The organism is Erwinia papayae (assembly GCF_058241465.1).
Genome location: NZ_JBZCHT010000002.1, coordinates 69,500 through 95,294 on the forward strand (window position 1 = coordinate 69,500; position 25,795 = coordinate 95,294).

The 25,795-nt window shown below is 52.9% G+C and carries 22 protein-coding genes; 5 read left to right on the top strand and 17 right to left on the bottom strand.

The window, feature by feature from the left end; translation table 11 throughout:
• Positions 1 to 57: 57 nt before the first annotated feature.
• Positions 58 to 1,311, bottom strand: a complete 1,254-nt coding sequence (gene glyA, locus AC3RPL_RS00380) for a serine hydroxymethyltransferase (RefSeq protein WP_490738564.1) — start codon at positions 1,309 to 1,311, stop codon at positions 58 to 60.
• Positions 1,312 to 1,636: 325 nt separating this feature from the next.
• Between glyA and hmpA the strand changes: the two genes are divergently transcribed.
• Positions 1,637 to 2,821, top strand: coding sequence for an NO-inducible flavohemoprotein (gene hmpA, locus AC3RPL_RS00385; RefSeq protein ID WP_490738565.1), 1,185 nt, complete (start codon positions 1,637 to 1,639; stop codon positions 2,819 to 2,821).
• Between the two features lie 119 nt (positions 2,822 to 2,940).
• On the opposite strand, the gene glnB is transcribed toward hmpA, so the two are convergent.
• From glnB to purL, 5 genes are all read right to left on the bottom strand, one after another.
• On the bottom strand, positions 2,941 to 3,279 hold the full coding sequence (gene glnB / locus AC3RPL_RS00390) for a nitrogen regulatory protein P-II (protein ID WP_034938373.1): 339 nt from the start codon (positions 3,277 to 3,279) through the stop codon (positions 2,941 to 2,943).
• Between the two features lie 142 nt (positions 3,280 to 3,421).
• Entirely contained in the window at positions 3,422 to 4,756 is a 1,335-nt protein-coding gene (gene glrR, locus AC3RPL_RS00395; protein ID WP_490738566.1) for a two-component system response regulator GlrR, read from the bottom strand.
• A complete protein-coding gene (gene qseG, locus AC3RPL_RS00400; RefSeq protein ID WP_490738567.1) occupies positions 4,753 to 5,496 on the bottom strand; it encodes a two-component system QseEF-associated lipoprotein QseG in 744 nt (247 codons plus the stop codon). The genes glrR and qseG overlap by 4 nt, the downstream gene beginning before the upstream one ends.
• Positions 5,497 to 5,498: 2 nt before the next feature.
• A complete protein-coding gene (locus AC3RPL_RS00405; RefSeq protein WP_490738568.1) occupies positions 5,499 to 6,926 on the bottom strand; it encodes a sensor histidine kinase in 1,428 nt (475 codons plus the stop codon).
• Between the two features lie 688 nt (positions 6,927 to 7,614).
• Entirely contained in the window at positions 7,615 to 11,502 is a 3,888-nt protein-coding gene (gene purL / locus AC3RPL_RS00410; protein ID WP_490738569.1) for a phosphoribosylformylglycinamidine synthase, read from the bottom strand.
• Positions 11,503 to 11,772: 270 nt separating this feature from the next.
• Here purL and mltF point away from each other — a divergent pair, with 270 nt between their 5' ends.
• Positions 11,773 to 13,233: a membrane-bound lytic murein transglycosylase MltF gene (gene mltF, locus AC3RPL_RS00415; RefSeq protein ID WP_490738570.1), complete on the top strand. Its 1,461-nt coding sequence runs from the start codon at positions 11,773 to 11,775 to the stop codon at positions 13,231 to 13,233.
• A gap of 8 nt (positions 13,234 to 13,241) precedes the next feature.
• Here mltF and tadA read toward each other — a convergent pair whose 3' ends face one another.
• From tadA to murQ, 3 genes are all read right to left on the bottom strand, one after another.
• Positions 13,242 to 13,748, bottom strand: a complete 507-nt coding sequence (gene tadA, locus AC3RPL_RS00420) for a tRNA adenosine(34) deaminase TadA (RefSeq protein ID WP_490738572.1) — start codon at positions 13,746 to 13,748, stop codon at positions 13,242 to 13,244.
• 44 nt (positions 13,749 to 13,792) lie between these two features.
• A complete protein-coding gene (gene yfhb, locus AC3RPL_RS00425) occupies positions 13,793 to 14,461 on the bottom strand; it encodes a phosphatidylglycerophosphatase C (protein WP_490738573.1) in 669 nt (222 codons plus the stop codon).
• A gap of 144 nt (positions 14,462 to 14,605) precedes the next feature.
• A complete protein-coding gene (gene murQ / locus AC3RPL_RS00430) occupies positions 14,606 to 15,505 on the bottom strand; it encodes an N-acetylmuramic acid 6-phosphate etherase (RefSeq protein WP_490738574.1) in 900 nt (299 codons plus the stop codon).
• A 353-nt stretch (positions 15,506 to 15,858) separates the two neighbouring features.
• Between murQ and AC3RPL_RS00435 the strand changes: the two genes are divergently transcribed.
• On the top strand, positions 15,859 to 16,698 hold the full coding sequence (locus tag AC3RPL_RS00435; RefSeq protein WP_490738575.1) for a MurR/RpiR family transcriptional regulator: 840 nt from the start codon (positions 15,859 to 15,861) through the stop codon (positions 16,696 to 16,698).
• A 214-nt stretch (positions 16,699 to 16,912) separates the two neighbouring features.
• A complete protein-coding gene (locus AC3RPL_RS00440; RefSeq protein ID WP_490738576.1) occupies positions 16,913 to 18,199 on the top strand; it encodes an O-antigen ligase family protein in 1,287 nt (428 codons plus the stop codon).
• Positions 18,200 to 18,343: 144 nt separating this feature from the next.
• Here the strand turns inward: AC3RPL_RS00440 and AC3RPL_RS00445 are convergent, their stop codons facing one another.
• Positions 18,344 to 18,667: a hypothetical protein gene (locus tag AC3RPL_RS00445; RefSeq protein WP_490738577.1), complete on the bottom strand. Its 324-nt coding sequence runs from the start codon at positions 18,665 to 18,667 to the stop codon at positions 18,344 to 18,346.
• Between the two features lie 364 nt (positions 18,668 to 19,031).
• On the opposite strand from AC3RPL_RS00445, the gene AC3RPL_RS00450 reads away from it, so the two are divergent.
• A complete protein-coding gene (locus AC3RPL_RS00450; RefSeq protein WP_034938397.1) occupies positions 19,032 to 19,289 on the top strand; it encodes a YfhL family 4Fe-4S dicluster ferredoxin in 258 nt (85 codons plus the stop codon).
• Positions 19,290 to 19,326: 37 nt separating this feature from the next.
• On the opposite strand, the gene acpS is transcribed toward AC3RPL_RS00450, so the two are convergent.
• The 7 genes from acpS to lepA all read right to left on the bottom strand — a co-directional run bounded on the left by acpS (position 19,327) and on the right by lepA (position 25,744).
• A complete protein-coding gene (gene acpS / locus AC3RPL_RS00455; RefSeq protein ID WP_034938398.1) occupies positions 19,327 to 19,707 on the bottom strand; it encodes a holo-ACP synthase in 381 nt (126 codons plus the stop codon).
• Positions 19,707 to 20,438: a pyridoxine 5'-phosphate synthase gene (gene pdxJ, locus AC3RPL_RS00460; protein ID WP_367166725.1), complete on the bottom strand. Its 732-nt coding sequence runs from the start codon at positions 20,436 to 20,438 to the stop codon at positions 19,707 to 19,709. The genes acpS and pdxJ overlap by 1 nt, the downstream gene beginning before the upstream one ends.
• A gap of 82 nt (positions 20,439 to 20,520) precedes the next feature.
• Positions 20,521 to 21,255 (bottom strand): DNA repair protein RecO, encoded by a 735-nt coding sequence (gene recO / locus AC3RPL_RS00465; RefSeq protein WP_490738578.1) that lies wholly within the window; start codon positions 21,253 to 21,255, stop codon positions 20,521 to 20,523.
• A gap of 4 nt (positions 21,256 to 21,259) precedes the next feature.
• Complete coding sequence (gene era / locus AC3RPL_RS00470) at positions 21,260 to 22,165, bottom strand: GTPase Era (RefSeq protein ID WP_034938403.1); 906 nt, start codon at positions 22,163 to 22,165, stop codon at positions 21,260 to 21,262.
• Positions 22,162 to 22,842 carry a ribonuclease III gene (gene rnc, locus AC3RPL_RS00475; protein WP_490738579.1) on the bottom strand — a complete coding sequence of 227 codons (681 nt, stop codon included), beginning with the start codon at positions 22,840 to 22,842 and terminating at the stop codon, positions 22,162 to 22,164. The genes era and rnc overlap by 4 nt, the downstream gene beginning before the upstream one ends.
• Before the next feature lie 122 nt (positions 22,843 to 22,964).
• Entirely contained in the window at positions 22,965 to 23,918 is a 954-nt protein-coding gene (lepB, locus tag AC3RPL_RS00480; protein WP_490738580.1) for a signal peptidase I, read from the bottom strand.
• 26 nt (positions 23,919 to 23,944) lie between these two features.
• Positions 23,945 to 25,744, bottom strand: a complete 1,800-nt coding sequence (gene lepA / locus AC3RPL_RS00485; protein WP_490738581.1) for a translation elongation factor 4 — start codon at positions 25,742 to 25,744, stop codon at positions 23,945 to 23,947.
• Positions 25,745 to 25,795 lie beyond the last annotated feature (51 nt).

Below are 25,795 nucleotides of genomic sequence, written 5' to 3' on the forward strand. Positions count from 1 at the left end.
GCGCCATGATCAAACAGCGGGACAAGATGTCCCGCTGATATTTCGGCTCGGTGCGGTTTACGCGTAAACCGGGAAGCGTTCGCAGATTTCAAGCACCTGCTTTTTGACGCGCTCCTGAACACCCTGGTCGTTGATATTATCGAGGATATCGCTGATCCAGCCAGCCAGCTCACGCACTTCGGCCTCTTTGAAGCCACGACGGGTGACTGCCGGAGAACCAATGCGAATGCCAGATGTGACAAACGGGCTTTTTGGATCGTTCGGCACGCTGTTTTTGTTAACCGTGATATTGGCACGGCCCAGAGCCGCATCAGCCTCTTTACCGGTCAGGTTTTTATCAACCAAATCAAGCAGGAACAGGTGGTTATGCGTGCCGCCGGAAACGACATTGTAACCACGCGTCAGAAACACCTCTACCATCGCTTTGGCGTTTTTCGCAACCTGCTGCTGATACACTTTGAACTCCGGCTCCATCGCTTCTTTCAGCGCTACCGCTTTACCGGCAATCACATGCATCAGCGGGCCGCCCTGACCACCAGGGAAAACCGCTGAGTTCAGTTTCTTATAAAAATCTTCGTCGCCACCTTTCGCCAGAATCAGACCGCCACGTGGACCCGCCAGCGTTTTGTGCGTGGTAGTGGTGACAATGTGAGCGTGTGGAACCGGGTTAGGATAAACGTCTGCGGCAATCAGGCCGGCAACGTGCGCCATATCGACAAACAGGTAAGCACCGATGCTGTCGGCAATTTCACGCATTTTTGCCCAGTCACAAACGCCAGAATAGGCAGAGAATCCGCCAATGATCATTTTAGGTTTATGCTTCTGCGCCTGTGCAGCCAGATCGTCATAATCGATTTTACCGCTGTCATCAATGCCATAAGGCATCACATTATACAGCTTGCCGGAGAGGTTGACCGGAGAACCATGAGTCAGATGGCCGCCGTGTGCGAGGTTCATCCCAAGGATGGTATCGCCGGGTTGCAACAGGGCAGTATAAACCGCGAAATTAGCCTGTGAACCGGAGTGCGGCTGGACGTTAGCATAGTCAGCGCCAAACAGCGCTTTGGCACGGTCAATCGCCAGCTGTTCGACGATGTCAACATATTCACAGCCACCGTAGTAGCGCTTGCCCGGATAGCCTTCGGCGTATTTGTTGGTCAGCTGAGATCCCTGTGCCTGCATCACTCGCGGACTGGTGTAATTTTCCGAAGCAATCAGTTCAATATGCTCTTCCTGACGCACTTTCTCCTGCTCCATTGCCTGCCATAATTCGGCATCATAATCGGCAATATTCATATCACGCTTTAACATCCGCTTCTCCTGACTCTGCTAACTACTGTTCGGCTTTGAATGGCCCATAGGGGCGAAGGCAAACAGTGTAAACCGTTTTGCCTGCCGACTACCAGCCGCAAAGCATGCTTTTTACGCAATCGTTTGGCTCCAGCAATGGCAAGCCTTCGTTACTATTTTTCAGCGCCCGGCGTTCAGGAGATTTGATCATCCCCTGGATGCAAAATTTTCATCATCCTCATTAAAAGCGCAGGGAAAATACCCGGAATATTAAAGAGGTATTTACAATGCGTGTTAAAGCGAAATAAGATGCATTTAAAATACATGTTATTACAAGGAGCATACCATGACCGATGCACGGACAATCGCCACAATAAAAGCCACTCTCCCTGCTCTGCTCGCCTCCGGCCCCAGCCTGACGGCCCATTTTTATCAGCGCATGTTCACGCATAATCCGGAACTGAAGAACATTTTTAACATGAGTAACCAGCGTAACGGCCACCAGCGCGAAGCGCTGTTTAATGCCCTCTGCGCTTATGCCAGCAATATTGAAAACCTGCCAGCTCTGCTGCCGGTGATAGAGAAAATTGCGCAAAAACACACCAGCTTTGCTATCCAGCCTGATCAATACCAGGTTGTTGGCACACATTTACTTGCGACACTGGACGAGATGCTCAGCCCGGGTCAGGAGGCTCTGGATGCGTGGGGCAAAGCTTACGCCGTACTGGCAGAGGTGTTCATTCAGCGCGAAGAGGAGATTTACCGTGAAGGCGAGAACAAACCGGGCGGCTGGCGGGCACCGCGTCTTTTTCATATCAGCGAGATCGTCACGCAAAGTGAGGTGATTAAAAGCTTTACCCTGTCCCCCTGCGATGGACTCCCGGTCGCTGATTATCAGCCAGGGCAATATCTGGGCGTCTGGCTTGACAAGAAAGGGTTTCCCAACCGGGCCATCCGTCAGTATTCCCTGACGCAGGCGCCCAATGGCCGTGATTATCGCATCGCGGTACGCCATCATGCAGGCGGCACGGTTTCTGGCTGGTTTCATCGGCAGGCAAAAACCGGCGATGAACTACATCTGACTGCACCAGCGGGTGACTTCTTCCTCGACGTAAAACCAGAAACACCGGTCACCCTGATTTCGGCTGGTGTGGGGCAAACACCGATGCTGGCGATGCTGGAGTCACTCGCCAGGAAGCGGCATCCGTCACTGGTGCAGTGGTTTCACGCTGCGGATAATGGCAGGCGGCTGGCCTTTTACGAAGAGATGACCGCCGCAGGCAGATTACTCGGTAACTTCAGGCAACATCTCTGGTACAGCCAGCCTCTGCCGCAGGATAACGATAACAACCACACTAAAGGTGTAATGGATCTGCTACCACTGGCAGGCCAACTGAGCGATCCGTATATGCAGTATTACCTGTGCGGGCCACTGGCATTCATGCAGCATATTGCCAGTCAGTTGCTGAGGACAGGCGTTAAGAAAGAACACCTTCACTATGAGGTGTTTGGGCCGCATAAAGTGATTTAACTGAGAATAATTTGGCGTGCTCACAACGCTAATTGCCATCACATAAATGGAAAGCGAAAAGTAAAAAGGGCAGCTACTCTCAGATAACTGCCCTTTTCAAACCCGGCCACTGGCGAGAGCTAAATGGCTTCTTCGTCTTCTTCACCGGTACGAATACGCACCACGCGTGATACGTCGAAGACGAAAATTTTACCGTCACCGATTTTACCGGTCTGCGCCGTACGAATGATGGTGTCCACACAGGTATCAACCAGATCGTCTGCAATGACGATCTCAATCTTAACCTTTGGCAAAAAATCGACCATATATTCAGCACCGCGATACAGCTCTGTATGCCCTTTCTGACGGCCAAACCCCTTCACCTCAGTGACGGTCATACCGGTGATACCCACTTCCGCCAGCGCTTCGCGTACGTCATCGAGTTTGAACGGTTTAATAATTGCATCAATCTTTTTCATGGCTGACCCTTTTTACACCCCCCTCGGCCGGAAGGTAATTATCACAGTATAAGTGCAGCGGACAGCGCCCGCAGCGGGGGTCTGTCTCCATTTTCAGGACGCCTAAGCTACCATATCCTGTAAACTTAGCGGCAGGAAAAAACTACACTTTAAAATCAGACGCATCCAGTTCATGGCGCGACAGTAACTTATAAAACTCCGTGCGATTGCGTCCGGCAAGTCGTGCTGCGTGCGTGACATTCCCTTTAGTCATCTGTAACAGTTTACGCAGGTAATTCAGTTCAAACTGGTTTCTTGCTTCAGCGAAGGTGGGCAGAGCGGTGTTTTCACCCGCCAGCGCCTGCTCAACCAGCGCTTCACCGATCACCGGCGCAGAGGTCAGCGCCACACACTGCTCGATAACATTGACCAGCTGACGTACATTACCCGGCCAGCTGGCAGCCACCAGCCGTTTCATGGCATCGGTAGAAAAGCTGCGAACGAAGGGTTTATGCCGCTCCGCCGCCTGCCTGAGCAGATGGTTTGCCAACAGCGGAATATCTTCCGCACGCTCGTGTAGCGCCGGGATTTTCAGATTGACTACATTCAGCCGGTAAAACAAATCTTCCCGAAACTCTTTCTTTTCCATGGCTTTGGGCAGATCGTGATGGGTGGCGGAAAGAATGCGCACATTGATGTCAAGATCGTGGTTACTGCCCAGCGGGCGCACTTTTCGTTCCTGTAGCACGCGCAACAGTTTGACCTGTAGCGTTGGCGGCATGTCACCAATTTCATCAAGAAATAACGTACCGCCCTCGGCGGCCTGAAACAGGCCTTCACGGTTGCTGACCGCCCCGGTAAATGCCCCTTTCGCATGACCAAACAGCTCTGACTCCAGCAGCTGTTCTGGCAAAGCGCCACAGTTAATCGCAATAAACGCGTTGCCTGCTCGTGGGCTGGCAGCATGAATAGCCTGAGCCAGAATCTCTTTGCCCGTGCCGCTCTGTCCATTAATCAGCACGCTGACATCTGACTGAGCAACCATTCTCGCCTGCTCCAGCATGCGCAGCATCAGCGGGCTGCGGGTCACAATGCTTTCCCGCCAGGCATCATCACTGGCTGGCGCGCGGTGAGCCAGCGCCTGGTCGATAGCGCTGTACAAGGCATCGCGATCCACCGGTTTGGTGAGAAAACTGTACACGCCCTGTTGGGTGGCCGATACCGCATCAGGAATAGAACCGTGGGCCGTGAGAATAATCACCGGCATGCCGGGCTGGATCTTCTGAATTTCACTGAACAGCGCCAGGCCATCCATTTCGTCCATCCGCAGGTCGCTGATCACCAGATCGGTCTTCTCACGCGGCAGGATGCGCAACGCTTCCGGTCCACTTTCCGCCGTAAGCACGCGAAAACCTTCACTGCCCAGTCGCATTCCCAGAAGCTTGAGCAGGCTGGGATCGTCATCCACCAGCAGCAACGTTGCCGATCTCTTTCTCATGGCTGGCTGGTATCCTCTGTGCTGTTATGCGGTGAAAGGTTTTCTGTTGTGCCGCTTTTTTCCGGATGACCGTTATCCGTACTGTCAGCAGAGCGACGCGACGACAGCTGACGTTCGATATCGGTCAGCCTCTCCAGTTTACGGCGGGTGAGGTTCAGTTCTTTGTTCAACGTAAGCTGCTGCTGACGCAGGGCATCGAGCTGTGCATCGCTTCCCTGTTGCAGATGATGATAACGCATACGCTCTTCTGACAGCTGTAACTGTCCCATCTGATCGTCCCACCAGAGCTGCATCAGCGGCCGGACAGCGGCCGGATAACGCTGGCTGAAAGTATCCAGCCGTTGCAGATATTCCCGGCGTTCCAGCGGCGTGACGTTGCCGTTGGCCAGCAGCACAACCTGTTTGAAAGCGCTCTGCCAGTTATCATCCGGCCAGTTACGCGCCTCACTTCGAGCGTCGGCTGCTGATAGCCTGGCGGCACAATCCATAGCCCGCAGCCAGTAAAGCGCATTCCCGGTAACAACCTCATCATCAGCAGGCCAGATGCGATCGCATGGCACCTGCTGGTAATCAAGAACTTTGCTTTCCGGTTCGATCAGGCTGCGATGTTTAGCCGCTGTCGGGGAAACGTTACTATTGCTGTGACAGGCGGTAAGTAATGTCGTCAGAAACGCCGCCGTGATAGCTGTTGCAATGCGAGGAAAACACTTCACGGCGGCAGAAAAGACATGCGTTGTCATTATTATTCATTCCCGGCGATGGTATTGAGTTCAATTCTGAAGCAAACATCCGCCTCATCGCTGCTGACCAGTTGAAGATCGCCCTGCAAACGATGCAAACAATCTTTGGCAATGCTAAGCCCAAGTCCGCTGCCTTTCACTGCGCCTTTGCGCTGCTGACTTCCCTGGAAGAAAGGTTCGAAGATCATTGCCTGTTCGGCCAGAGGGACAGAAGGACCGGTATTAGCCACCTCGATAATCACCTTGCGGCCAGTCTGGTAACTACGGATCCAGATGGTACCCGATTCAGCACCGTAGTGTATCGCATTCGAATAGAGATTATCGATGGCTCTGGTCAGCAAATCAGCCTCTGCCAGACAGACATGAGCCGAGAGCGCAATCTCAGTGCGCATTTTTTTCGCCCTGGCAGTCAGGCTGTGTGTGGTAACGATATTGTCCACCAACGCCGCCAGTTGCACCGGCTCCATCGCGATCTGGGCTTCTGACAGTTTGCGGTTGTAATCCAGCAGTTGTTCGATCAGCCGTTGCAGATGTCGGCTGCTCTCATCCAGAATGCTGACCACCTCATGCTGGTCGGCGGTTAAGGGACCGACCACCTCATCTGCCAGCAGGGCCGTACCTTCACGCATACTGGCAAGCGGGGTTTTCAGCTCGTGGGAGAGATGACGCAAAAATTCATGGCGCTGAGATTCCAGCCAGGCAAGGCGTTCACTCAGCCACAGAATCCGCTGCCCCAGCGATCGCAGTTCACGCGGGCCTTTAAAAGCCAGGCTGTGATTAAGCGACCGCCCTTCTCCCAGACGGTTGATCATTCGCTCCACTGCTTTCACCGGCCCGATAATCATCCGGGTGAACAATAAAACCAGCCCAAGGCTGAGCAGAAAGAGTATCAGGGCCTGCCAGCCAAAATACTGACCACGTTCAGCGATTTCACGCTGTAACTGAAGCCCTCTGGAAAAAACCACCTCGCGCGTGGACTGTACCAGCTGAGCATTCGCGGCAGAAAAGGCTTCCAGCGTGTCAGAAGCCGCCTTAACCGGATTGTTGTTGTCACAGGTCATTTTATTCAACTGCATCAGCGACTGACGCAATGAATCATAAATATGGGCGTCCGGCAGCACTGAAGCCTGGGCATCCAGCAACTGGGAATATTTGTTGCGCTGAGTCTGATAAAGGCTGGCCAGCATGGGGTCATCCAGCACGCAATACTGCCGGTAGCTGCGTTCCAGTTCCAGTGCGGTACGGGCCATCACCTCGCTGCGACGAACGTCAGTCAGGGTCGTCCGGTTGGTATCGGCCGCGCGATCGCTCAACGCCGACAGGCTTTCCCACGCCTGCCAGGCCAGTACCAGCAGCGGCAATAACACCAGCAGAAAAGCCATCAGCACCAGCTGACGCAGGGAACGGGGGAAGATACGCCATGTTTTCAATCAACACTCTCCTCAACACTCTTTCGTCATGCTAACGGAGTACATCCGGGGAAGAAAGTGCTGGCGTTAAAACGAAAAATGGCAGATTCGCGGAATCTGCCATTCTGCTGTAACGGGACAAATCATTACAGTAAATGAGGTGGTGCCTGGCTCAACGTTGCGTCCGATGCTTGATAAAGCCACTGAAGGTCTGTTATCGGTTTTTTTGGACGGCAGGCACCGTTTTGTGCGTCATTCGGGTTGTTAAGAAGCGCTTGACCGCTTTCGCAGGGCTGTCTTAACCAGGTGAATGAGCCACTGCGAACATTTAAGCAAAAAATATGCCATAATTCAAAAAATATTTTATCCAACTGTTTTTATTCATAAAAATAATGCTGTCATCCCTCGTATACGCCCACATCGCTTTAATGCTGTCTGTAAACGTCGTCAGGAGGAAACAGTAAATGAGCATGAGAGGTATATTCTTTTAAATCAATAAATTAAATGTCACCTTTTAGCGACATACTGACCAGGGAAATGTCGTGAAATTGCAACATCCACACTAATCCTCTGATAAGAAAAGTTTTTAACCGGCACTAAAAAGGCAACCTTAAAGGGTTGCCTTTTGCACTGACGTGCTATCAGGCTGACGTTAATCTCACCACCCGATCTGCGCTGACATTATCGCGGCGCGGGACCCGTGAGAGCATCAGCCCAGCTGCCTGCGGGCGTTACGGAAAATCCGCATCCACGGGCTGTCCTCCCCCCACTCTGCCGGATGCCAGGAGTGACTTACCGTGCGGAAGACACGTTCAGGATGCGGCATCATAATGGTGACGCGACCACTTTCATTGCTGACGGCAGTGATGCCGTTTGGCGAACCGTTCGGGTTTGCCGGATACGCCTGCGTCACCTTACCGAAGTTATCAACAAAGCGCAGAGCCACCAGCCCTTTCTGTTCCAGTCTCGCCAGGTGCGCGTCGTCGCGGACTTCGACAAAACCTTCGCCATGCGATACCGCAATCGGCATTCTCGACCCGACCATCCCCTCCAGTAGCAGTGACGGACTGGCGGCCACTTCCACCAGGCTGAATCGGGCTTCAAAACGTTCAGACTGATTGCGAACAAAACGCGGCCAGGCCTCACTGCCTGGAATCAGCTCACGCAGATTGGACATCATCTGACAGCCGTTACAGACGCCCAGTGCCAGCGTCTGCGGACGATGGAAAAAGGTTTCGAACTCATCACGGACACGGTTGTTGAACAGGATCGATTTCGCCCAGCCCTCACCCGCCCCCAGCACATCGCCATAGGAGAAGCCACCGCAGGCCACCAGCGTCTGGAATTGATCCAGGCCAGAACGTCCTGCTAACAGATCGCTCATATGAACATCTATGGCATCAAAACCGGCACGGTGGAAGGCGGCCGCCATTTCAACATGGGAGTTGACGCCCTGCTCACGCAGGATGGCAACTTTGGGACGCGCACCGGTGGCAATGAATGGTGCGGCAATATCTTCCTGTGGCTGGAAGGTCAGCGCGACATTCAGGCCAGGATCGGCATCGTTTTTCTTCGCGTCATGTTCCTGATCGGCGCACTGTGGGTTATCGCGTAACCGTTGCATTTGCCAGGTGGTTTCTGCCCACCAGGTGCGTAGGGTGGTCCGGCTTTCACTGTAAAGCGTCGAACCGTCAGCGATTACCACAAAGCGATCGCCTGGCTGAGCACTGCCCAGGTAATGAACACAGCCCGACAGACCGTGATCGGCTAACAGTTGCTCCACCGCCGCACGTTCGCTGGCAGCCACCTGAATCACCGCGCCCAGCTCTTCATTAAACAGCGCGGCCAGGGCATCACTGCCCAACGCGGAGATATCCGCTGTCAGGCCACAGTGACCGGTGAAGGCCATTTCCGCCAGAGTAACCAGCAGACCACCATCGGAACGATCGTGATAGGCCAGCAGTCGCCCGTCAGCCACCAGTGCCTGGATGGCGTTAAAGAAGCCCGCCAGTTGCTGTGCATCGCGCACGTCTGCCGGTTTGTCGCCTAGCTGGCGATAAACCTGAGACAACGCGGTTGCCCCCAGGGCGTTAACGCCCTGCCCTAGGTCGATCAGCAGCAGGGCGTTGTCCTGTTGCGGCTGCAATTGAGGCGTCACCGTGCGCCGGACATCTTCCACTCTGGCAAACGCAGTGATCACCAGCGATAACGGCGAGGTCATTTCGCGTTGTTCACTGCCCTGCTGCCAGCGGGTTTTCATCGACATCGAATCTTTACCCACCGGGATAGTGATCCCCAGCGCCGGACAGAGCTCTTCGCCCACCGCTTTCACCGCCGCATACAGGCCGGCATCCTCGCCGGGGTGACCGGCAGCAGCCATCCAGTTTGCGGAGAGTTTGACACGTTTCAGTGAGCCAATTTGCGTCGCGGCAATATTGGTGAGCGCTTCCCCGACGGCGAGACGCCCGGAGGCGGCAAAATCCAGCAGCGCCACCGGCGCGCGTTCCCCCAGCGCCATCGCTTCACCGTAGTAGCTGTCAAGGCTGGCAGTGGTTACCGCACAGTTGGCCACCGGGATCTGCCACGGACCCACCATCTGATCGCGGGCAACCATGCCGGTCACTGAGCGATCGCCGATGGTGACCAGAAAGGTTTTTTCCGCCACGGCGGGCAGGTGCAACACCCGGTTGACCGCGTCAGCCAGGGTTATCGCCTCACGCGCCAGCGGCTCACCTATGGCCTGCAACGAGGTGACGTCACGGGTCATTTTGGGGGTTTTGCCCAGCAGCACGTCCAGCGGCATATCGATCGGCTTGTTGTCGAAATGGCTGTCAGTCAGCGACAAATGCAGTTCTTCGGTGGCTTCACCAATCACCGCATAGGGCGCGCGCTCGCGTTTACACAGCGCATCAAACTGCGCCAGCTTCGATGGTGCCACGGCCAGCACATAGCGCTCCTGCGATTCGTTACACCATATCTCCAGCGGGCTCATGCCTGGCTCATCGCTGAGAATGTCACGCAGGTTAAAACGACCGCCGCGCTCGCCATCACTGACCAGCTCCGGCATCGCATTCGACAGGCCGCCTGCGCCGACGTCATGGATAAAGAGGATGGGATTATCTGCGCCCAGTTGCCAGCAGCGATCGATAACTTCCTGACAGCGACGCTCCATTTCCGGGTTATCGCGTTGCACCGAAGCAAAATCCAGATCGGCATCCGACTGTCCCGACGCCATTGAGGAGGCCGCGCCGCCGCCCAGACCGATATTCATTGCCGGGCCGCCCAGTACGATCAGTTTGGCTCCGACGCTGATTTCCCCTTTCTTCACATGGTCAGCACGGATGTTGCCGATGCCGCCCGCCAGCATCACCGGCTTGTGATAACCGCGCAGTTCAGTGCCGTTATGGCTGGTCACCCGCTCTTCATAAGTGCGGAAGTAGCCATTCAGCGCCGGACGACCGAATTCATTATTGAATGCTGCGCCGCCCAGCGGGCCTTCCAGCATAATATCCAGCGCATTAACAATCCGCTCCGGCTTACCAAAATCTTCTTCCCACGGCTGCTCAAAGCCCGGAATACGCAGATTGGATACGGAGAATCCCACCAGCCCGGCCTTCGGTTTAGCGCCTCTTCCGGTGGCGCCTTCATCACGGATTTCGCCGCCTGAGCCGGTCGCCGCACCCGGCCACGGCGAGATGGCCGTCGGATGGTTGTGGGTCTCCACCTTCATCAGAATGTGCGTATCTTCGTGGTGGAAATTATACTGCCCCTGGCTGTCAGCATAGAAACGCCCCACCTGTGAGCCTTCCATAACGGCAGCATTATCTTTGTAAGCGGAAAGAACGTGGTCAGGCGTCTGCTCAAAGGTATTTTTAATCATTTTAAACAGCGACTTCGGCTGCGCCTTGCCGTCGATGACCCAGTCGGCATTGAAAATCTTGTGACGACAGTGTTCGGAGTTAGCCTGAGCGAACATATACAGCTCAATATCATTCGGGTTGCGCCCCAGTTTTTCGAACGCCGCCAGCAGATAATCAATTTCATCGTCGGCCAGCGCCAGGCCCAGCCTGCGGTTGGCCTGATCCAGCGCTGAGCGTCCTTCACCCAGGACATCAACACTCTCCAGCGGGGCCGGTTGATGATGGGCAAACAGCTGTTCAGCCTGCGACATCTCACTGAGCACCACTTCCATCATCCGGTCATGCAACAGTGTCGCCAGCTGGGTCCACTGTGTCTCGTTTAGCTGTGGCGCCTTAATGTAGAAGGCGAGCCCGCGCTCAAGACGCAACACCTGCGGCAGGTCACAGTTATGGGCAATATCAGTGGCTTTAGAAGACCAGGGAGAGAGGGTTCCCGGACGTGGCGTTACCAGCATCAGACGGCCTTCCGGAGCATGTCCGGTGAGAGAAGGACCGTACTGCAACAGGCGGGCGAGGCGCGCTTTTTCATCAGCAGAGAGCGGCGCGCTGACCTCGGCAAAATGGACGTACTCGGCGTAAATGTCACTCACCGGCAGGTGAGCGTCCTGAAAGCGGGCCAGCAGTTTGTTAATACGAAATGCCGACAAAGCGGGCGAACCACGCAGTATTTCCATCATCAAAGATCTCTCGTCTTCGAAGCGCCGGACGACGCTTCTTTGGGCGCAACAGGGAAAACGGGCGGTATTATAAAGAATCCCTCCCCGTTACGAAACCGTTTGCGCATGATTTATCAGAACAGGAAATTGCCTGAAAATTACCCAATCACGGATGAATTTAGTTGCGCAGGGCAATTGAGTTGCGCAAAATGCCCCACGCTCAGGGCGCATTACAGACTACAAATACTGCCGGTACAGACAGAACCCTGAGAGCAATCGAGAGATAACTATTTGAAACGCCTCAAACTTAACTATCTGTTTATCGGGCTAATCACCGTGCTGCTGGCGCTGGCACTGTGGCCGTCGATTCCCTGGTATGGGGGCGCTCAGAACCGCACAGAACAGATAAAGTCGCGAGGAGTACTGCGTGTCAGCACGCTGGCCTCCCCACTGACCTACTACAGCGTAAACAGCGCACCGGCCGGAATGGATTATGAGCTGGCAAAGCGTTTTGCAGATTATCTGAACGTCAGACTGCAAATAACGGTCCGCCAGAACCTCAGTGAGCTGTTTAACGATCTGGCTGACGATAAAGCGGACATGCTGGCTGCCGGGCTGATCTACAACAGTGAACGGCAGTCCCATTTTCGCACCGGTCCTGCTTATTATTCCGTCTCTCAGCAGTTGGTTTACCGACTGGGCAAACCCCGGCCGCAGAACCTCGGCGAGCTGAAAGGCCGACTGACGGTTGCCTCTGACTCTGCTTATCTCTCCACCCTGCGCAACATCCGGCAAAGCCAGTACCCTGACCTGGACTGGGCCATCTCCGCCGATCAAAGCCCCAATGCTCTGCTGGAAGCGGTTGCCGATGGCAAACTGGATTACACAGTGGGCGATTCGGTGTCGATTGCCCTGTTACAACGTATCCACCCTCAGCTGAGCGTCGCTTTTGATATCACTGAGGAAGAACCTGTGACCTGGTACATGCCCCGTGACAATCACGATGACAGCTTTGAAGCAGCGATGCTCGACTTCTTCAACCGGATGAGTGAAGAAGGCACACTGGCCAGGCTGGAGGAAAAATACCTTGGGCACATCGGCACTTTTGATTACGTTGACACCAGCACCTTTCTGCGTGCGATAGACAGTACGCTGCCGGGCATCAAGCCTTTGTTTCAAAAATATGCCAGTGAAATTGACTGGCGGCTGCTGGCCGCTATCTCCTGGCAAGAGTCGCACTGGAATCCACAGGCCACCTCCCCTACCGGCGTGCGGGGAATGATGATGCTGACCCGCAACACGGCGGAGAGCCTGAGCGTTAACGATCGTACCGATCCGGAGCAAAGCATTCGTGGCGGCAGTGAATATCTGGTGCGGATGATGGCGAAAGTGCCACCGGGTATTCCGGAGGATGAGCGGATCTGGTTTGCGCTGGCGGCTTATAACATGGGCTACGCGCATATGCTCGATGCCCGCAAGCTTACCGAAAAACAGCAGGGTAACCCTGACAGCTGGGCCGATGTGAAACTGCGTCTGCCAATGCTGAGCCAGAAGCGTTATTACAGTCAGACCACCTACGGCTATGCCCGTGGACAGGAAGCCTATAATTACGTCGAAAATATCCGCATTTATCAGTTAAGTCTGGTGGGATATTTACAGGAACAGGAGCGCAGAATCGCGCTGCAGGCGGCAAAAGAGGCCGAACTGGGCAAAGGCTATCCGACGGTAGCCGCAGATATTGCGCTGCACTGACAGCGCACTCATTCGGCCTTCAGTGACCCGGGGCGGAGGCTGTCACGCAGCGCCCGTTTCTCTGCCCGTCGCTGACGGAAAAAATCGCTCAGCATCGCCGCACACTCTGCTGCCAGCACACCCTGAACGACATTGACCTGATGGTTCATTCCGGGGTGCCCCAACACATCCAGCAGCGAACCGGCGGCCCCGGTTTTTTCATCATTTGCGCCATACACCAACCGCCCAATCCTGGCATGAACCATCGCACCGGCGCACATCACGCAGGGTTCAAGGGTGACGTAGAGTGTGGTGTCTGACAACCGATAGTTACTGAGGACTTTGCCACCCTGACGCAGCGCCATAATCTCAGCATGGGCAGTAGGGTCATGGTGACCAATCGGGCGATTCCAGCCTTCGCCAATAACCCGCTCCCCCTGTACCAGCACGGCCCCTACCGGCACTTCGCCTTCATCCCAGGCCCGGCGGGCCAGCGTCAGGGCGTGCCGCATCCAGAATTGATCATTTGCCATCATGCTTACCTGAGTCCCGAGCTAACAACGGCGCGCAGTATACCTGTTTATTCAAGCTGTTGCAGTTCTCCCTGAGGGGTGACACGCCAGCGATGCTGGCAGAAGAACAGCAGTGGATTATCCTGCTTGCTGTCGCTGTAGCCGCTGTAAAGTTGCAGAGGCGTACCCAGTTGCTCCTCCAGCTGCGCCACTTTTTCATGACCGAGACAGCGCATGGCAAGTACCTGACCGCCATAACGACGCTCCATCTGACTGCCGATGAGTTTCACCCTGGGCAAAAATGGCGCATCGGCATAGACCTGCTCCACCAGCCGCTGCGGCGATCCGGTGATTAACCAGACATCAGCGTCAGCACTGTTCAGGTAGTCCGTCAGTCGTTGCTGAACCACGGGAAAGGCGATAACCCGCTGGCGAAACCACTGAACAAACTGTTGTTCTTTTCTTTTCAGGTGGTTTTCACTGTGACCAAAGGTGATTGCCCAGAGCAGCAGGCTCATTGGCCCACGGGATGCCCGGCCTTTCAGCAACAGCCAGACCGCAACAATCGGTAACGTGGGTATCACCAGCAGCAGATTCAGTGGCTGCCGCCAGAGCAGATAGCGCATAAAGGTGCCAAACATATCCTGCTGGTGCAAAGTGCCGTCGAGATCAAAAAACACCACGCGTCTTTCCTGGCCAGTGATCAAACATAACTCCTCAGGATGATGACATCCCATCAAACGGGTAAACCCCAAAAACCATTAAGTGATACAGCGTAGCTATCAGTGTAGTCACTGGCACAACCATGACCCGCTAAATCGATGGTCTTCGCCTGCAACAAGCATGACTTTTCAGGCCATCACGACCATGTTACTGCCCCTTTATTGTTGATCCTGAAGGGCCGCGCGCAGAAAGCCTTTATGCCTGATTAACCGGGCATCTGCCTGTTCAGCGGTCAGATTGGCGAGGATCATCAGAATGGCCGTTTTCACCGCATAGCCACTCTGCTGCAATGCGGCCTCAGCCTCCTGACGCTCACAGCCCGTGGCCTGGCAAACCATCCGGCTGGCACGATCCACCAGTTTGATATTGGTGGCCTGCATATCCACCATCAGGTTCTGATAAACCTTGCCGCTTTTCACCATTGCCCCGGTGGAGAGCATATTCAGTATCAGCTTCTGCGCAGTGCCAGATTTCAGCCGGGTGGAGCCGGTAAGCGCTTCCGGCCCCACTACCGGAGAGATGGCAATTTCGGCCTCAACAGCGACAGGGGAATCCGGATTACAGGATATTGCCGCAGTGCGGCACCCCCGTTGCCGGGCGAAGCGTAAAGCCCCGATGACATATGGCGTCCGACCGGAAGCAGCAAGCCCTACCACCATATCCTTTGCGGTCAGTGCCAGCGCGGCCAGATCGCTGACGCCCAGTTGTGGGTCGTCCTCCGCGCCTTCGACAGCTTTCAGCAGCGCCCCGGGACCACCGGCAATCAGGCCGATAACTACACCCTGAGCAACGCCAAAAGTAGGTGGGCACTCTGAAGCATCCAGCACCCCCAGTCGCCCGCTGGTCCCGGCACCGACATAGATCAGGCGTCCCCCTTCAGCCAGAGATGCCGCCGCCGCATCAACGGCACGAGCGACATCAGGCAGCGTTTTACGCACCGCCTCAGCGACGGTAGCATCCTGCTGATTGAATTTACTGACCATTTCGAGCGTGGAAAGAGTGTCCAGATCCATGGTGTCAGCGTTACGTGTTTCAGAAACCAGTGCAGCAAGATTCATGCTATCCTCACCTGAATTTTTAATTCTTAAACCAGATAAACTTCCGAATATTATATTCACAAGCACCAGCTGATTGCCCGATTTTACGCAGAGTTACCGCGTTGCCAGAGCATAAACTACGAGCCTGTCCCACCAGGCGTTATAGTTGCAGCCAGTCTGAACACGGACAGCGCGCAGAAACCGGAGCGTACACGGACCCGGTGAGGATTTCGAGCACTGCACGGGTTTAAAATGGCAGGTAAACCAGCCCTGATGGGCCGGGCTCTGAGCGGCGGGCGCTGCTGATATCTCAGGACCTCACTTTGCTTACGCTACCTCAGCGTGCAGGCAGCAGTTTCAGGAGATTTAAATCAATGAGTTCGTTATTACGGATCCGACAGCTTTATCCGACGCTGGCTCAGAATGAACGCCGTCTGGCAGATTTTCTGCTGACACAGCCAGAGCGGGCTTGTCATCTCAGTTCTCAGCAACTGGCGGAAGAGTCAGGCGTCAGCCAGTCAAGCGTGGTGAAATTCGCGCAAAAGCTGGGCTACAAAGGTTTCCCGGCGCTGAAGCTGGCATTGAGCGACTCGCTGGCTGCGAAAGATGCTATCACCGTACACAATCTGATCCTCAGTGATGACCCGCTCAAGACCGTCGGCGAGAAGCTGCTGGCAGAGAAACAATCCGCTATCAGGGCCACGCTGAATATTAACAGTGAAGAGATGCTGCTGGAGACGTTGCGGCTGCTGAAAGGCGCGCGGCGGATCGTGCTGGTCGGTATCGGTACATCGGGTCTGGTGGCAAAGGACTTTTCATGGAAGCTGATGAAAATTGGCATCAACGCCGTGGCGGAACAGGACATGCATGCCCTGCTGGCGAGCGTACAGGCACTGGCGGTTAATGATGTGCTGCTGGCGATCTCTTATACCGGCGAGCGACGTGAAATTAATCTGGCCGCGCAGGAAGCACAGCGGTTAGGGGCCAATGTGCTGGCCTTTACCGGCTTCAGCCCCAATACGCTCCAGCAATCCGCCACGCACTGCTTATATACCGTCGCCGAAGAACAGACAACCCGCAGCGCGGCGATTTCCTCAACGGCCGCACAGTTTATGCTGACAGATTTACTGTTTATGGCACTGGTACAACGCGATCCGGAACGGGCCTCCAGCCACATTCGCCACAGCGATGCGCTGGTGAAAAAGCTGGTGTGAGCTGCGCCAGCCGATCCCCTGATAACTGGATGCCCGCTTTGATTTTTTGTCACGAATAAGCTATAAACAAGCGTCCCGACAGGGCCGGAAATTCTTTATTTAAATAGTTACAGGAAAGACTTAATGACAAGCATTATAAAAAACCAATAACAGCATGAGAAGCAACGATAATAACCCATGCAATTATAATGTTCTTGTACCAGGAAACAGCATAATGTCATACCTGAATGTCTTTAAAAGTTATTCTGCACATGAACGCCTGACCCGTTCTACATTTATTCTCTCGTTTTTCCTCCTTCTCTTAATTCTGCCACTTGGCTTTGCCAGTGAGAAATCCGGCCGCATCGCTTTTTACTTTTGCAGTTATTTAAGTGCGCTGGGTATTTTAATTAATATGCGCAGTTGTCGTGAGATGTTTTTTTCATCTAAAATAGTTATTCCATTTCTGTTGCTGGCAGCAATGTATTCGATATGGTCTCTGATTGCTGCACATTATGCCATCCACGGTATGGATAATGGCTTATTATTCACCCCGGCCAAACGCTGGCTTCTTGCTGCTCTTATATCCATGTATATTCTGTGGGGCATCCGCAGGGATTTCATCAGCAAAAAATTACTCTTTAAACTGACATGGTTGTCATTGTCTTTTGCCTTTTTGCTGGCCAGCATCGAAGGTCTGTGGCAGCACTTTCACCATATTGACAGAATTACATTGGGTATTAATCGTGCAACCATGAGCGCTTATGCTTACAGCGCAATGGCGCTTGCATTAATGATTTTGCTTAACCAGATTCGCTCTGTCGTTACCAGACATATCGCCATAATCTTAACCTGCCTGATCTCTGTTTATATTATCTTTCTGACCGAAACACGCTCGGCGATGTTTATCCATATTCTGCTGGGTATCGTGCTGATTATCAATGGATTATGGCGCAGCAAATCATTCAGGATTTTTCCGGTGGCTGCCATTATTCTGGCTTTTATCGCCGTTGCTATCCTGGGTAAAAATATAATCGAGTCTCGTTATGACACTACCAGACAGGAAATTTCCCGTTTTAATAATGGCGATGACCATACTTCGCTGGGATCGCGATTTACCATGTGGAAATCAGGGATGGTGGCTATTGCAGAAAATCCACTGGGTGAAACGCAGATAACCCGAAATAAGATCATCCATGACTGGTTAATTTCATCCCACAATTCTGATTCCTTTGCCCTGGATTATATCGACGTACATTTGCATAATGAATTCATTCAGTACGCATCGCTTTTCGGTATTTTTGGTGCGATGATCCTGCTGTTCTTTTTCGTGAGACTATTATTTGACAATGGCTTAGCCGGTTTTTTGAATAATCCGGTGTCGATAATTACACTTTCCACCCTCCTTTACGGTATGACAGATGTGCTGCTAACATCCGTAGAATACGTCGTCGTATTTTCAACGCTGATATTATTAGTGAATGCAAATCTCTGGCATCACACATCAGCGGATAAGCGCTGAATTACGTTACAGCCTGTTATGGATAACAGGCTGTAACATCTTCCGGCGTTTCTTATCTTTCTTTAAAATATACACTCTTTCCGCTTTTTCCATCATCGGATGGCGATAATTGTTAAAACCTCCACCCCGGATTAAATAATCGTTTTATTCCTGATTCCATTCGCTTTCATCCAGTTCGATTACAATATGTTCATCTTCAATTTTGTACTTAAAATTCCATGTAACGGAAAATGTTTCGTTCTGATCGCTACAGCCTGCGTAAAAATTGACATCACAGCGATATTCAGCAAAATTTTCAGAGATGATGTTAATTCGTAGAGATCCCCTGACGAATGAATATCTCATATCGTCGCCATAGACAGAAAGTACTGAGTTCTCAAAAATCGACTCGTTTTTTTCCAGTAATTCGCGAATTTCTTCAGGACTGACACCGTTTAAGTCCAGGGTATAAAGCTGTAATTTTTTCATCAAATTATTCCTTCTCTTATTCTGACTCATAACAAATTCTCTTTTGACTGCCGCAGCTCAACGCTGCGCCTGAAGCAGTCAACGGCAACGTAGCAGACCTGAAGCCCGGGCCAGCAGGTTTGCGGCCGTGAAAGGTCAGAAAAGTTTCTGGTGCGATTAAAACCCATCGTTATTGGGGGAAATCCCTGTTTATGTTACAGTGCGCGCCACTATGAACTTTTCGGCTTTATGCCAGGCTGACAGCAGCGACCGATATCTTAAGCTTCAGTGTAATCGAAAACCACCTGCGTCGCCGTTGAGTGTTACGTATCGGTTAACACGACTCACTCACTGATGATAAAGTTTTCAAAAGGCAACTTATCCAATGGCTTTATTAATTACAAAGCGCTGTATTAATTGCGATATGTGCGAGCCGGAATGCCCTAATCAGGCGATTTCAATGGGCGACAGCATCTATCAGATTGATGTCAACCGTTGTACAGAATGCATCGGGCATTACGATACCCCTACCTGTCAGCAGGTTTGCCCTATCGTGAATACCATTATTATCGATCCGCAACATACTGAAAGTAATGACGCATTGTGGGAGAAATTTGTCCTGATGCACCACGCCGCATCCTGACTGGCGTCGGGGCGAAATGGTTTTCGCCCCTGGAGGGTTAACTTTCGATTATCACCGTTGCACAGGCGTAGCAACGCTCATCTGACAGGCTGACATGAACGTGATTAATGCCAAGTTTCTTCGCCAGTTCAGCGGCTTGTTGTAAAAAACGCATCTCTGGTTTGCCCATCTGATTATTACCGACTTCAAACTGGTTAAAGGCCAGACCGTCACGTATACCGGTGCCAAACGCTTTAGCTGCGGCCTCTTTGGCGGCAAAACGCCTGGCGAGGAAACGTGCTGGCTGCTGGTGCGCCTGATACTGTAACCACTCATTGTCGCTCAGTACCCGTCTTGCCAGCCTGTCGCCGGAACGGGAAATCACCCCTTCAATACGGGCAATTTCCACAATGTCAGTGCCAAGACCCAGTATAGCCATCAGCTACGTGCTTCCCGCATCAGCTGTTTCATCTGCCGGACGGCCTCTTCCAGACCACTCATTACTGCCCGACCAATAATTGCATGTCCGATGTTCAGTTCATGCATCTGCGGTAGTGCTGCAATTGGCTGCACATTGTGATAGGTCAGTCCATGACCGGCATTGACCTTCAATCCTTTGCCATCGGCATAGGCAGCAGCATCTCTGATCCGCCTGAACTCAGCATCACGCTCCCGCCCCTCAGCCGCCTCAGCATAGGCACCGGTATGAATTTCAATATAAGGCGCACCGGAAGCCATAGCCGCATCGATTTGCTGGTGGTCCGCGTCAATAAACAACGAAACCAGAATCCCGGCTTCCGTCAGACGCGATACTGCCACCGTGATTTTATCCAGCTGCCCGGCAACATCCAGCCCACCTTCGGTAGTCACTTCCTCGCGCTTTTCCGGCACCAGACAGCAAAAGTGCGGTTTGATTTCACAGGCGATATCCAGCATTTCATCCGTTACCGCCATTTCCAGGTTCATACGGGTCTGGATCGTCTGGCGCAGAATGCGCACATCGCGATCGGTGATATGACGGCGGTCCTCACGAAGATGAACCGTAATTCCATCCGCACCGGCCTGTTCTGCAACAAACGCGGCCTGCACCGGATCAGGATAATTTGTGCCCCGCGCATTACGCACGGTGGCGATATGATCAATATTGACGCCCAACAGTAATTCGGCCATGACAGTCCTCAAATTAAAAAACTCAGGTTGCAGCAGTGTACATTGTTCCGTTTCGCGCTGCGCGCCCTGCCATCCCCTGGCCTTACTCTGACGATGAGGAGGGTTCTGCACGTTTTTTCGGCACAAACTGACGAAACAGCTGCTGGCTTTTCAACGGCTTCCCCCCCAGCCAGGGTTTAAGCGCCATACGGGTGAATCTCTTAGCCGCACGCAGTGTATCTGCATCAGGGAAATCACGTTCGTAAAGTGCCCGTAACTGACGACCGGTAAAAGACCTGTTATTTATCACCATGCTGGCAATAAACCCTTTTTCTTCCCGGTAGCTGTATGTCATCTCATCGCTGATGGCATCGCCGCTGCCGGCACAATGCAAAAAATCCACGCCATACCCCAGGTGCCCCAGCATCGCCAGTTCGAAACGCCGCAGGGCAGGCTCCGGCGACCCGGTTGCCGCAGCCAGCGCCTGGATACAGTGCAGATAATCAAAAAAAAGTTCGGTGAAAGCAGTTTCATGCTCCAGTACCCTCGCCAGCAGTTCATTAACATACAGACCGCAATAGAGGGTAATACCGGTGAGAGGTAAAGCTAATGAGATGGGTTCGGTACCCCGCAGTGTTTTAACTTCACCACGGCCACCCCAGCGAACTAACAGCGGAGTGAAAGGTTGCAGAGCGCCTTTCAGACTGGAACGTTTGCCCCGCGCGCCTTTGGCAAGGACGCGAATACGACCATAATTTTCGGAAAAAAGATCAAGCAGAAGGCTGGTTTCGCTGTAAGGACGTCCATGCAGGACAAATGCGCGCTGCCAGCCTTCCATCAGACTACAGGTCGTCTACATAGCCCAGACTACGCAGAGCGCGCTCATCATCTGCCCAGCCGGACTTCACTTTCACCCATAGTTCAAGATGCACTTTAGCTTCGAACATCTCTTCCATATCTTTACGTGCTTCAATACCAATGGTTTTGATTTTTGCGCCTTTATTACCGATAACCATTTTTTTCTGGCCTTCACGCTCTACCAGAATCAGACCGTGGATGTCATAGCCGCCACGTTCATTGGTCACAAACTGTTCGATTTCAACAGTAACGGAATAGGGTAACTCGGCCCCCAGGAAGCGCATCAGCTTTTCGCGAATGATTTCAGAGGCCATAAAGCGTTGGGAACGGTCAGTCACATAATCTTCAGGGAAATGGTGCTCCGCTTCCGGCAGACGGTTGCGCACAATAGTGGCAATGGAGTCGACATTTTTACCGCTTTCCGCTGAAATCGGCACCACATCGATAAAATTCATTTGCTGACTGAGGAACTGGATATGCGGCAGCAGAATGCTTTTATCGCTGATGTTATCCACCTTATTGATCGCCAGCATGACCGGTACTTTATTGTCCTTCAGTTTGCTCAGTACCATCTCATCGTCGGCGGTCCAGCGGGTGCCTTCCACCACAAAGATCACCAACTCAACATCACCAATTGAGCTGCTGGCAGCGCGATTCATCAATCGGTTAATCGCCCTCTTCTCTTCCATGTGCAGGCCCGGTGTATCGACATAAATCGCCTGGTATTCACCCTCAGTATGGATGCCCATAATACGATGACGGGTGGTTTGCGGTTTGCGCGAGGTGATGGAAACTTTCTGCCCCAGCAACTGATTCAGCAGCGTTGATTTTCCAACGTTCGGGCGGCCAACGATTGCAATAAAGCCGCAGTGGGTGGTTTGTTCGTTCATTCAAGCCCCAGCTTCATGAGTGCCTGTTCGGCAGCTGCCTGCTCAGCTTTACGACGGCTTGATCCCGTACCTACAACCGGGTCCGCCATACCGCTGACCATGCAGTGGATAGTAAATTCCTGATCGTGTGCCTCACCGCGCACCTGCACCACCAGATAGGACGGCAAAGGCAGATGACGCCCCTGTAAGTATTCTTGCAGACGCGTTTTTGGATCTTTTTGTTTATCACTAGGACTGATGTGCTCAAGGCGGCTGGCGTACCAGTTCAGGATCAACTGTTCGACTGTCCGGATATCACTGTCGAGAAAAACACCGCCTATCAGCGCTTCGACCGTGTCGGCAAGGATTGATTCACGGCGAAAACCACCGCTTTTCAGCTCACCAGGTCCAAGGCGTAAACATTCGCCCAGATCAAATTCACGGGCCATCTCGGCCAGAGTATTGCCCCGAACCAGGGTGGCCCGCATACGGCTCATATCGCCTTCATCGACACGCGGAAAACGATGATAAAGCGCGTTGGCAATGACATAGCTGAGGATGGAGTCACCCAGAAATTCGAGTCTTTCATTGTGTTTGCTGCTGGCACTACGGTGAGTTAATGCCTGCTGCAACAGCTCCTGCTGGCTAAAAGTGTAGCCCAACTTGCGTTGTAGCTTGTTAATTACGATGGGATTCATGTGTTACCAGTATCTGAATGCGTCAATTGTACTGCATACGGAACAGGGCTGGACTCGCCAACACAAAACTGTTTCGTGTGCAGTGGCTTCCCGCAGGAAGCCAACCTGTTTAGTCAGAAGGATTAGTGGATGCCGCCGATACGACTCAGGAGAACCCCTGTCGGCCATTGTCCTTCCTGCTTTTCAAAACTCATCCAGATGGCCGTTGCTTTGCCAACCAGATTTTTCTCCGGGACGAAACCCCAGTAGCGACTGTCTGCACTGTTATCACGGTTATCACCCATCATGAAGTACATACCTTCAGGCACCACCCAGCTCGACTGCGGCTGGCCCGGCTGCTGATAATAAGAGCTGGCCTGATTTTGCGCCTGGGTCACCAGTAAAATTCGGTGAGTAACCTTATCCAGCGTTTCGTCACGGGTCGCCAGACGTAATCCACCCTGCATAGACTCACCCTGCGGCACCTGGTAGAAGCCATTACCCACTTCGTTACCATCAAAACCACTGAAGGTCTGGATAAAGTCGCTGGGTTTGACATCAGAATAGGTGACGGCCAGAGCTGTGTCACAGGTCTGTCCTGCCATGCAGGATGGGTTGATAGTCACTGTTTTGCTTTGTGGATTATAGGTCACCCGATCGCCCGGCAGACCTATAACACGTTTAATATAGTCTACGCTGGGATCTTTAGGGTATTTGAACACCGCGATATCCCCACGTTTGGGATGACCAGTAGGGATTAATGTTGTCTGGATAATCGGGTCTTTAATACCGTAAGCAAATTTCTCAACCAGAATAAAATCACCAATCAACAGCGTCGGCATCATCGATCCGGACGGGATCTGAAAAGGTTCATAGATAAAAGAACGCACAACGAATACCAGCAGCAGAACCGGAAAAACCGAGGCGACGGTTTCAATCCAGCCGGGCTGTTTCGCTGTACCTTTCCCTGCGCTACCCGTCTCAACGCTGCTATTTTTGATCCTGCGGGCGGGTGCCCACTTAATTTTATCCACGCACCAGATAATACCGGTTATCAATGTTGCTATCGCCAGAATCAGGGCGAATATATTAGCCATTCCAGTTCCCTCGCAGCCCTCAGGCTTTATTTACTGTCTTTACCGACATGGAGAATAGCAAGGAACGCTTCCTGAGGTAGCTCTACATTGCCGACCTGCTTCATACGTTTCTTACCGTCTTTCTGTTTCTGCAACAGCTTTTTCTTACGGCTGACGTCGCCACCATAGCATTTCGCCAGTACGTTTTTACGCAGCTGTTTCACGGTAGAACGGGCAATGATGTGGTTACCAATCGCTGCCTGAATCGCAATATCAAACTGCTGGCGCGGAATCAGATCCTTCATTTTTTCCACCAGATCACGCCCACGGTATTGCGAGTTGTCCCGGTGAGTGATGAGAGCCAGTGCATCAACACGCTCGCTGTTGATCAACACGTCTACCCGCACCATGTCAGATGCCTGGAAGCGCTTGAAGTTATAGTCCAGTGATGCGTAGCCACGCGAAGTAGATTTCAACCGGTCAAAGAAGTCCAGAACCACTTCCGCCATTGGGATTTCGTAAGTCAGCGCCACCTGATTGCCGTGATAAACCATATTAGTCTGCACACCACGTTTTTCGATGCACAGCGTAATCACGTTGCCCAGGTACTCCTGCGGTAGCAGCATATGGCATTCCGCTATCGGCTCGCGCAGTTCTTCAATGTTGTTCAGCGGCGGCAGCTTGGCCGGACTGTCAACGTACAGCGTCTCACGGGAGGTGGTCAGCACTTCATAAACAACCGTGGGTGCCGTGGTAATCAGGTCCAGATCGTATTCACGTTCAAGGCGTTCCTGAATAATCTCCATATGCAGCAGGCCAAGGAACCCGCAACGGAAACCAAAGCCCAGCGCGGTAGAACTTTCTGGTTCGTAAAAAAGCGAGGCATCGTTGAGGCTGAGTTTGCCCAGCGCATCACGGAAGGCTTCATAATCATCAGAACTGATGGGGAACAGCCCGGCATAAACCTGCGGCTTCACTTTTTTGAAACCCGGTAAGGCTTTTTCCGCCGGATTACGCGCCAGAGTAAGAGTATCCCCGACCGGCGCGCCCAGGATGTCTTTGATGGCACAAACCAGCCAGCCTACTTCACCACAATTCAGGACGTCGCGGTCAACACGTTTAGGCGTGAAAATCCCCAGGCGATCGGCATTGTAGGTCTGCCCGGTGCTCATCACTTTGACCTTATCGCCTTTACGAAGAGAGCCGTTTTTAATACGTACCAGTGAAACCACGCCAAGATAGTTATCGAACCAGGAGTCGATGATCAGGGCCTGCAATGGCCCCTGCGGATCACCCTCCGGGGGCGGAATATCGCGTACCAGTCGTTCCAGCACATCAGGTACACCGATACCGGTTTTCGCTGAGCAACGCACCGCGTCGGTGGCATCAATGCCAACGATATCTTCTATTTCCTGGGAAACGCGGTCAGGATCGGCTGCCGGAAGGTCAATTTTGTTCAACACCGGTACCACTTCCAGATCCATTTCCATCGCGGTATAGCAGTTCGCCAGCGTTTGCGCTTCCACGCCCTGCCCGGCATCAACTACCAGCAGTGCGCCTTCACAGGCCGCCAGCGAACGGGAAACTTCATAGGAGAAGTCCACGTGGCCCGGCGTATCGATAAAATTGAGCTGGTAAGTTTCAGCGTCTGGCGCATGGTAATCGAGCGTTACGCTTTGCGCTTTAATGGTAATACCGCGTTCGCGCTCCAAATCCATTGAATCCAGAACCTGAGCGGCCATTTCGCGTTCGGTAAGACCACCACAAATCTGAATCAGACGATCGGAAAGCGTCGATTTACCGTGGTCAATGTGAGCAATGATAGAAAAGTTTCTTATATGCTTCATTTATATGAATTTTTTCGCTTAAACGTACGGTTCGATTCCTGCGGTCGGGAC

Bases quoted from the DNA above. Each gene is read 5' to 3' on its own strand.
- acpS (WP_034938398.1), bottom strand. From the start codon at position 19,707: ATGGCTATACTGGGTCTTGGCACTGACATTGTGGAAATTGCCCGTATT.
- tadA (WP_490738572.1), bottom strand. From the start codon at position 13,748: ATGATGGCAAATGATCAATTCTGGATGCGGCACGCCCTGACGCTGGCC.
- era (WP_034938403.1), bottom strand. From the start codon at position 22,165: ATGAACGAACAAACCACCCACTGCGGCTTTATTGCAATCGTTGGCCGC.
- hmpA (WP_490738565.1), top strand. From the start codon at position 1,637: ATGACCGATGCACGGACAATCGCCACAATAAAAGCCACTCTCCCTGCT.
- lepA (WP_490738581.1), bottom strand. From the start codon at position 25,744: ATGAAGCATATAAGAAACTTTTCTATCATTGCTCACATTGACCACGGT.
- AC3RPL_RS00450 (WP_034938397.1), top strand. From the start codon at position 19,032: ATGGCTTTATTAATTACAAAGCGCTGTATTAATTGCGATATGTGCGAG.
- qseG (WP_490738567.1), bottom strand. From the start codon at position 5,496: ATGACAACGCATGTCTTTTCTGCCGCCGTGAAGTGTTTTCCTCGCATT.
- glnB (WP_034938373.1), bottom strand. From the start codon at position 3,279: ATGAAAAAGATTGATGCAATTATTAAACCGTTCAAACTCGATGACGTA.
- AC3RPL_RS00445 (WP_490738577.1), bottom strand. From the start codon at position 18,667: ATGAAAAAATTACAGCTTTATACCCTGGACTTAAACGGTGTCAGTCCT.
- glrR (WP_490738566.1), bottom strand. From the start codon at position 4,756: ATGAGAAAGAGATCGGCAACGTTGCTGCTGGTGGATGACGATCCCAGC.
- yfhb (WP_490738573.1), bottom strand. From the start codon at position 14,461: ATGGGATGTCATCATCCTGAGGAGTTATGTTTGATCACTGGCCAGGAA.
- purL (WP_490738569.1), bottom strand. From the start codon at position 11,502: ATGATGGAAATACTGCGTGGTTCGCCCGCTTTGTCGGCATTTCGTATT.
- AC3RPL_RS00440 (WP_490738576.1), top strand. From the start codon at position 16,913: ATGTCATACCTGAATGTCTTTAAAAGTTATTCTGCACATGAACGCCTG.
- glyA (WP_490738564.1), bottom strand. From the start codon at position 1,311: ATGTTAAAGCGTGATATGAATATTGCCGATTATGATGCCGAATTATGG.
- rnc (WP_490738579.1), bottom strand. From the start codon at position 22,842: ATGAATCCCATCGTAATTAACAAGCTACAACGCAAGTTGGGCTACACT.
- AC3RPL_RS00435 (WP_490738575.1), top strand. From the start codon at position 15,859: ATGAGTTCGTTATTACGGATCCGACAGCTTTATCCGACGCTGGCTCAG.
- murQ (WP_490738574.1), bottom strand. From the start codon at position 15,505: ATGAATCTTGCTGCACTGGTTTCTGAAACACGTAACGCTGACACCATG.
- lepB (WP_490738580.1), bottom strand. From the start codon at position 23,918: ATGGCTAATATATTCGCCCTGATTCTGGCGATAGCAACATTGATAACC.
- pdxJ (WP_367166725.1), bottom strand. From the start codon at position 20,438: ATGGCCGAATTACTGTTGGGCGTCAATATTGATCATATCGCCACCGTG.
- recO (WP_490738578.1), bottom strand. From the start codon at position 21,255: ATGGAAGGCTGGCAGCGCGCATTTGTCCTGCATGGACGTCCTTACAGC.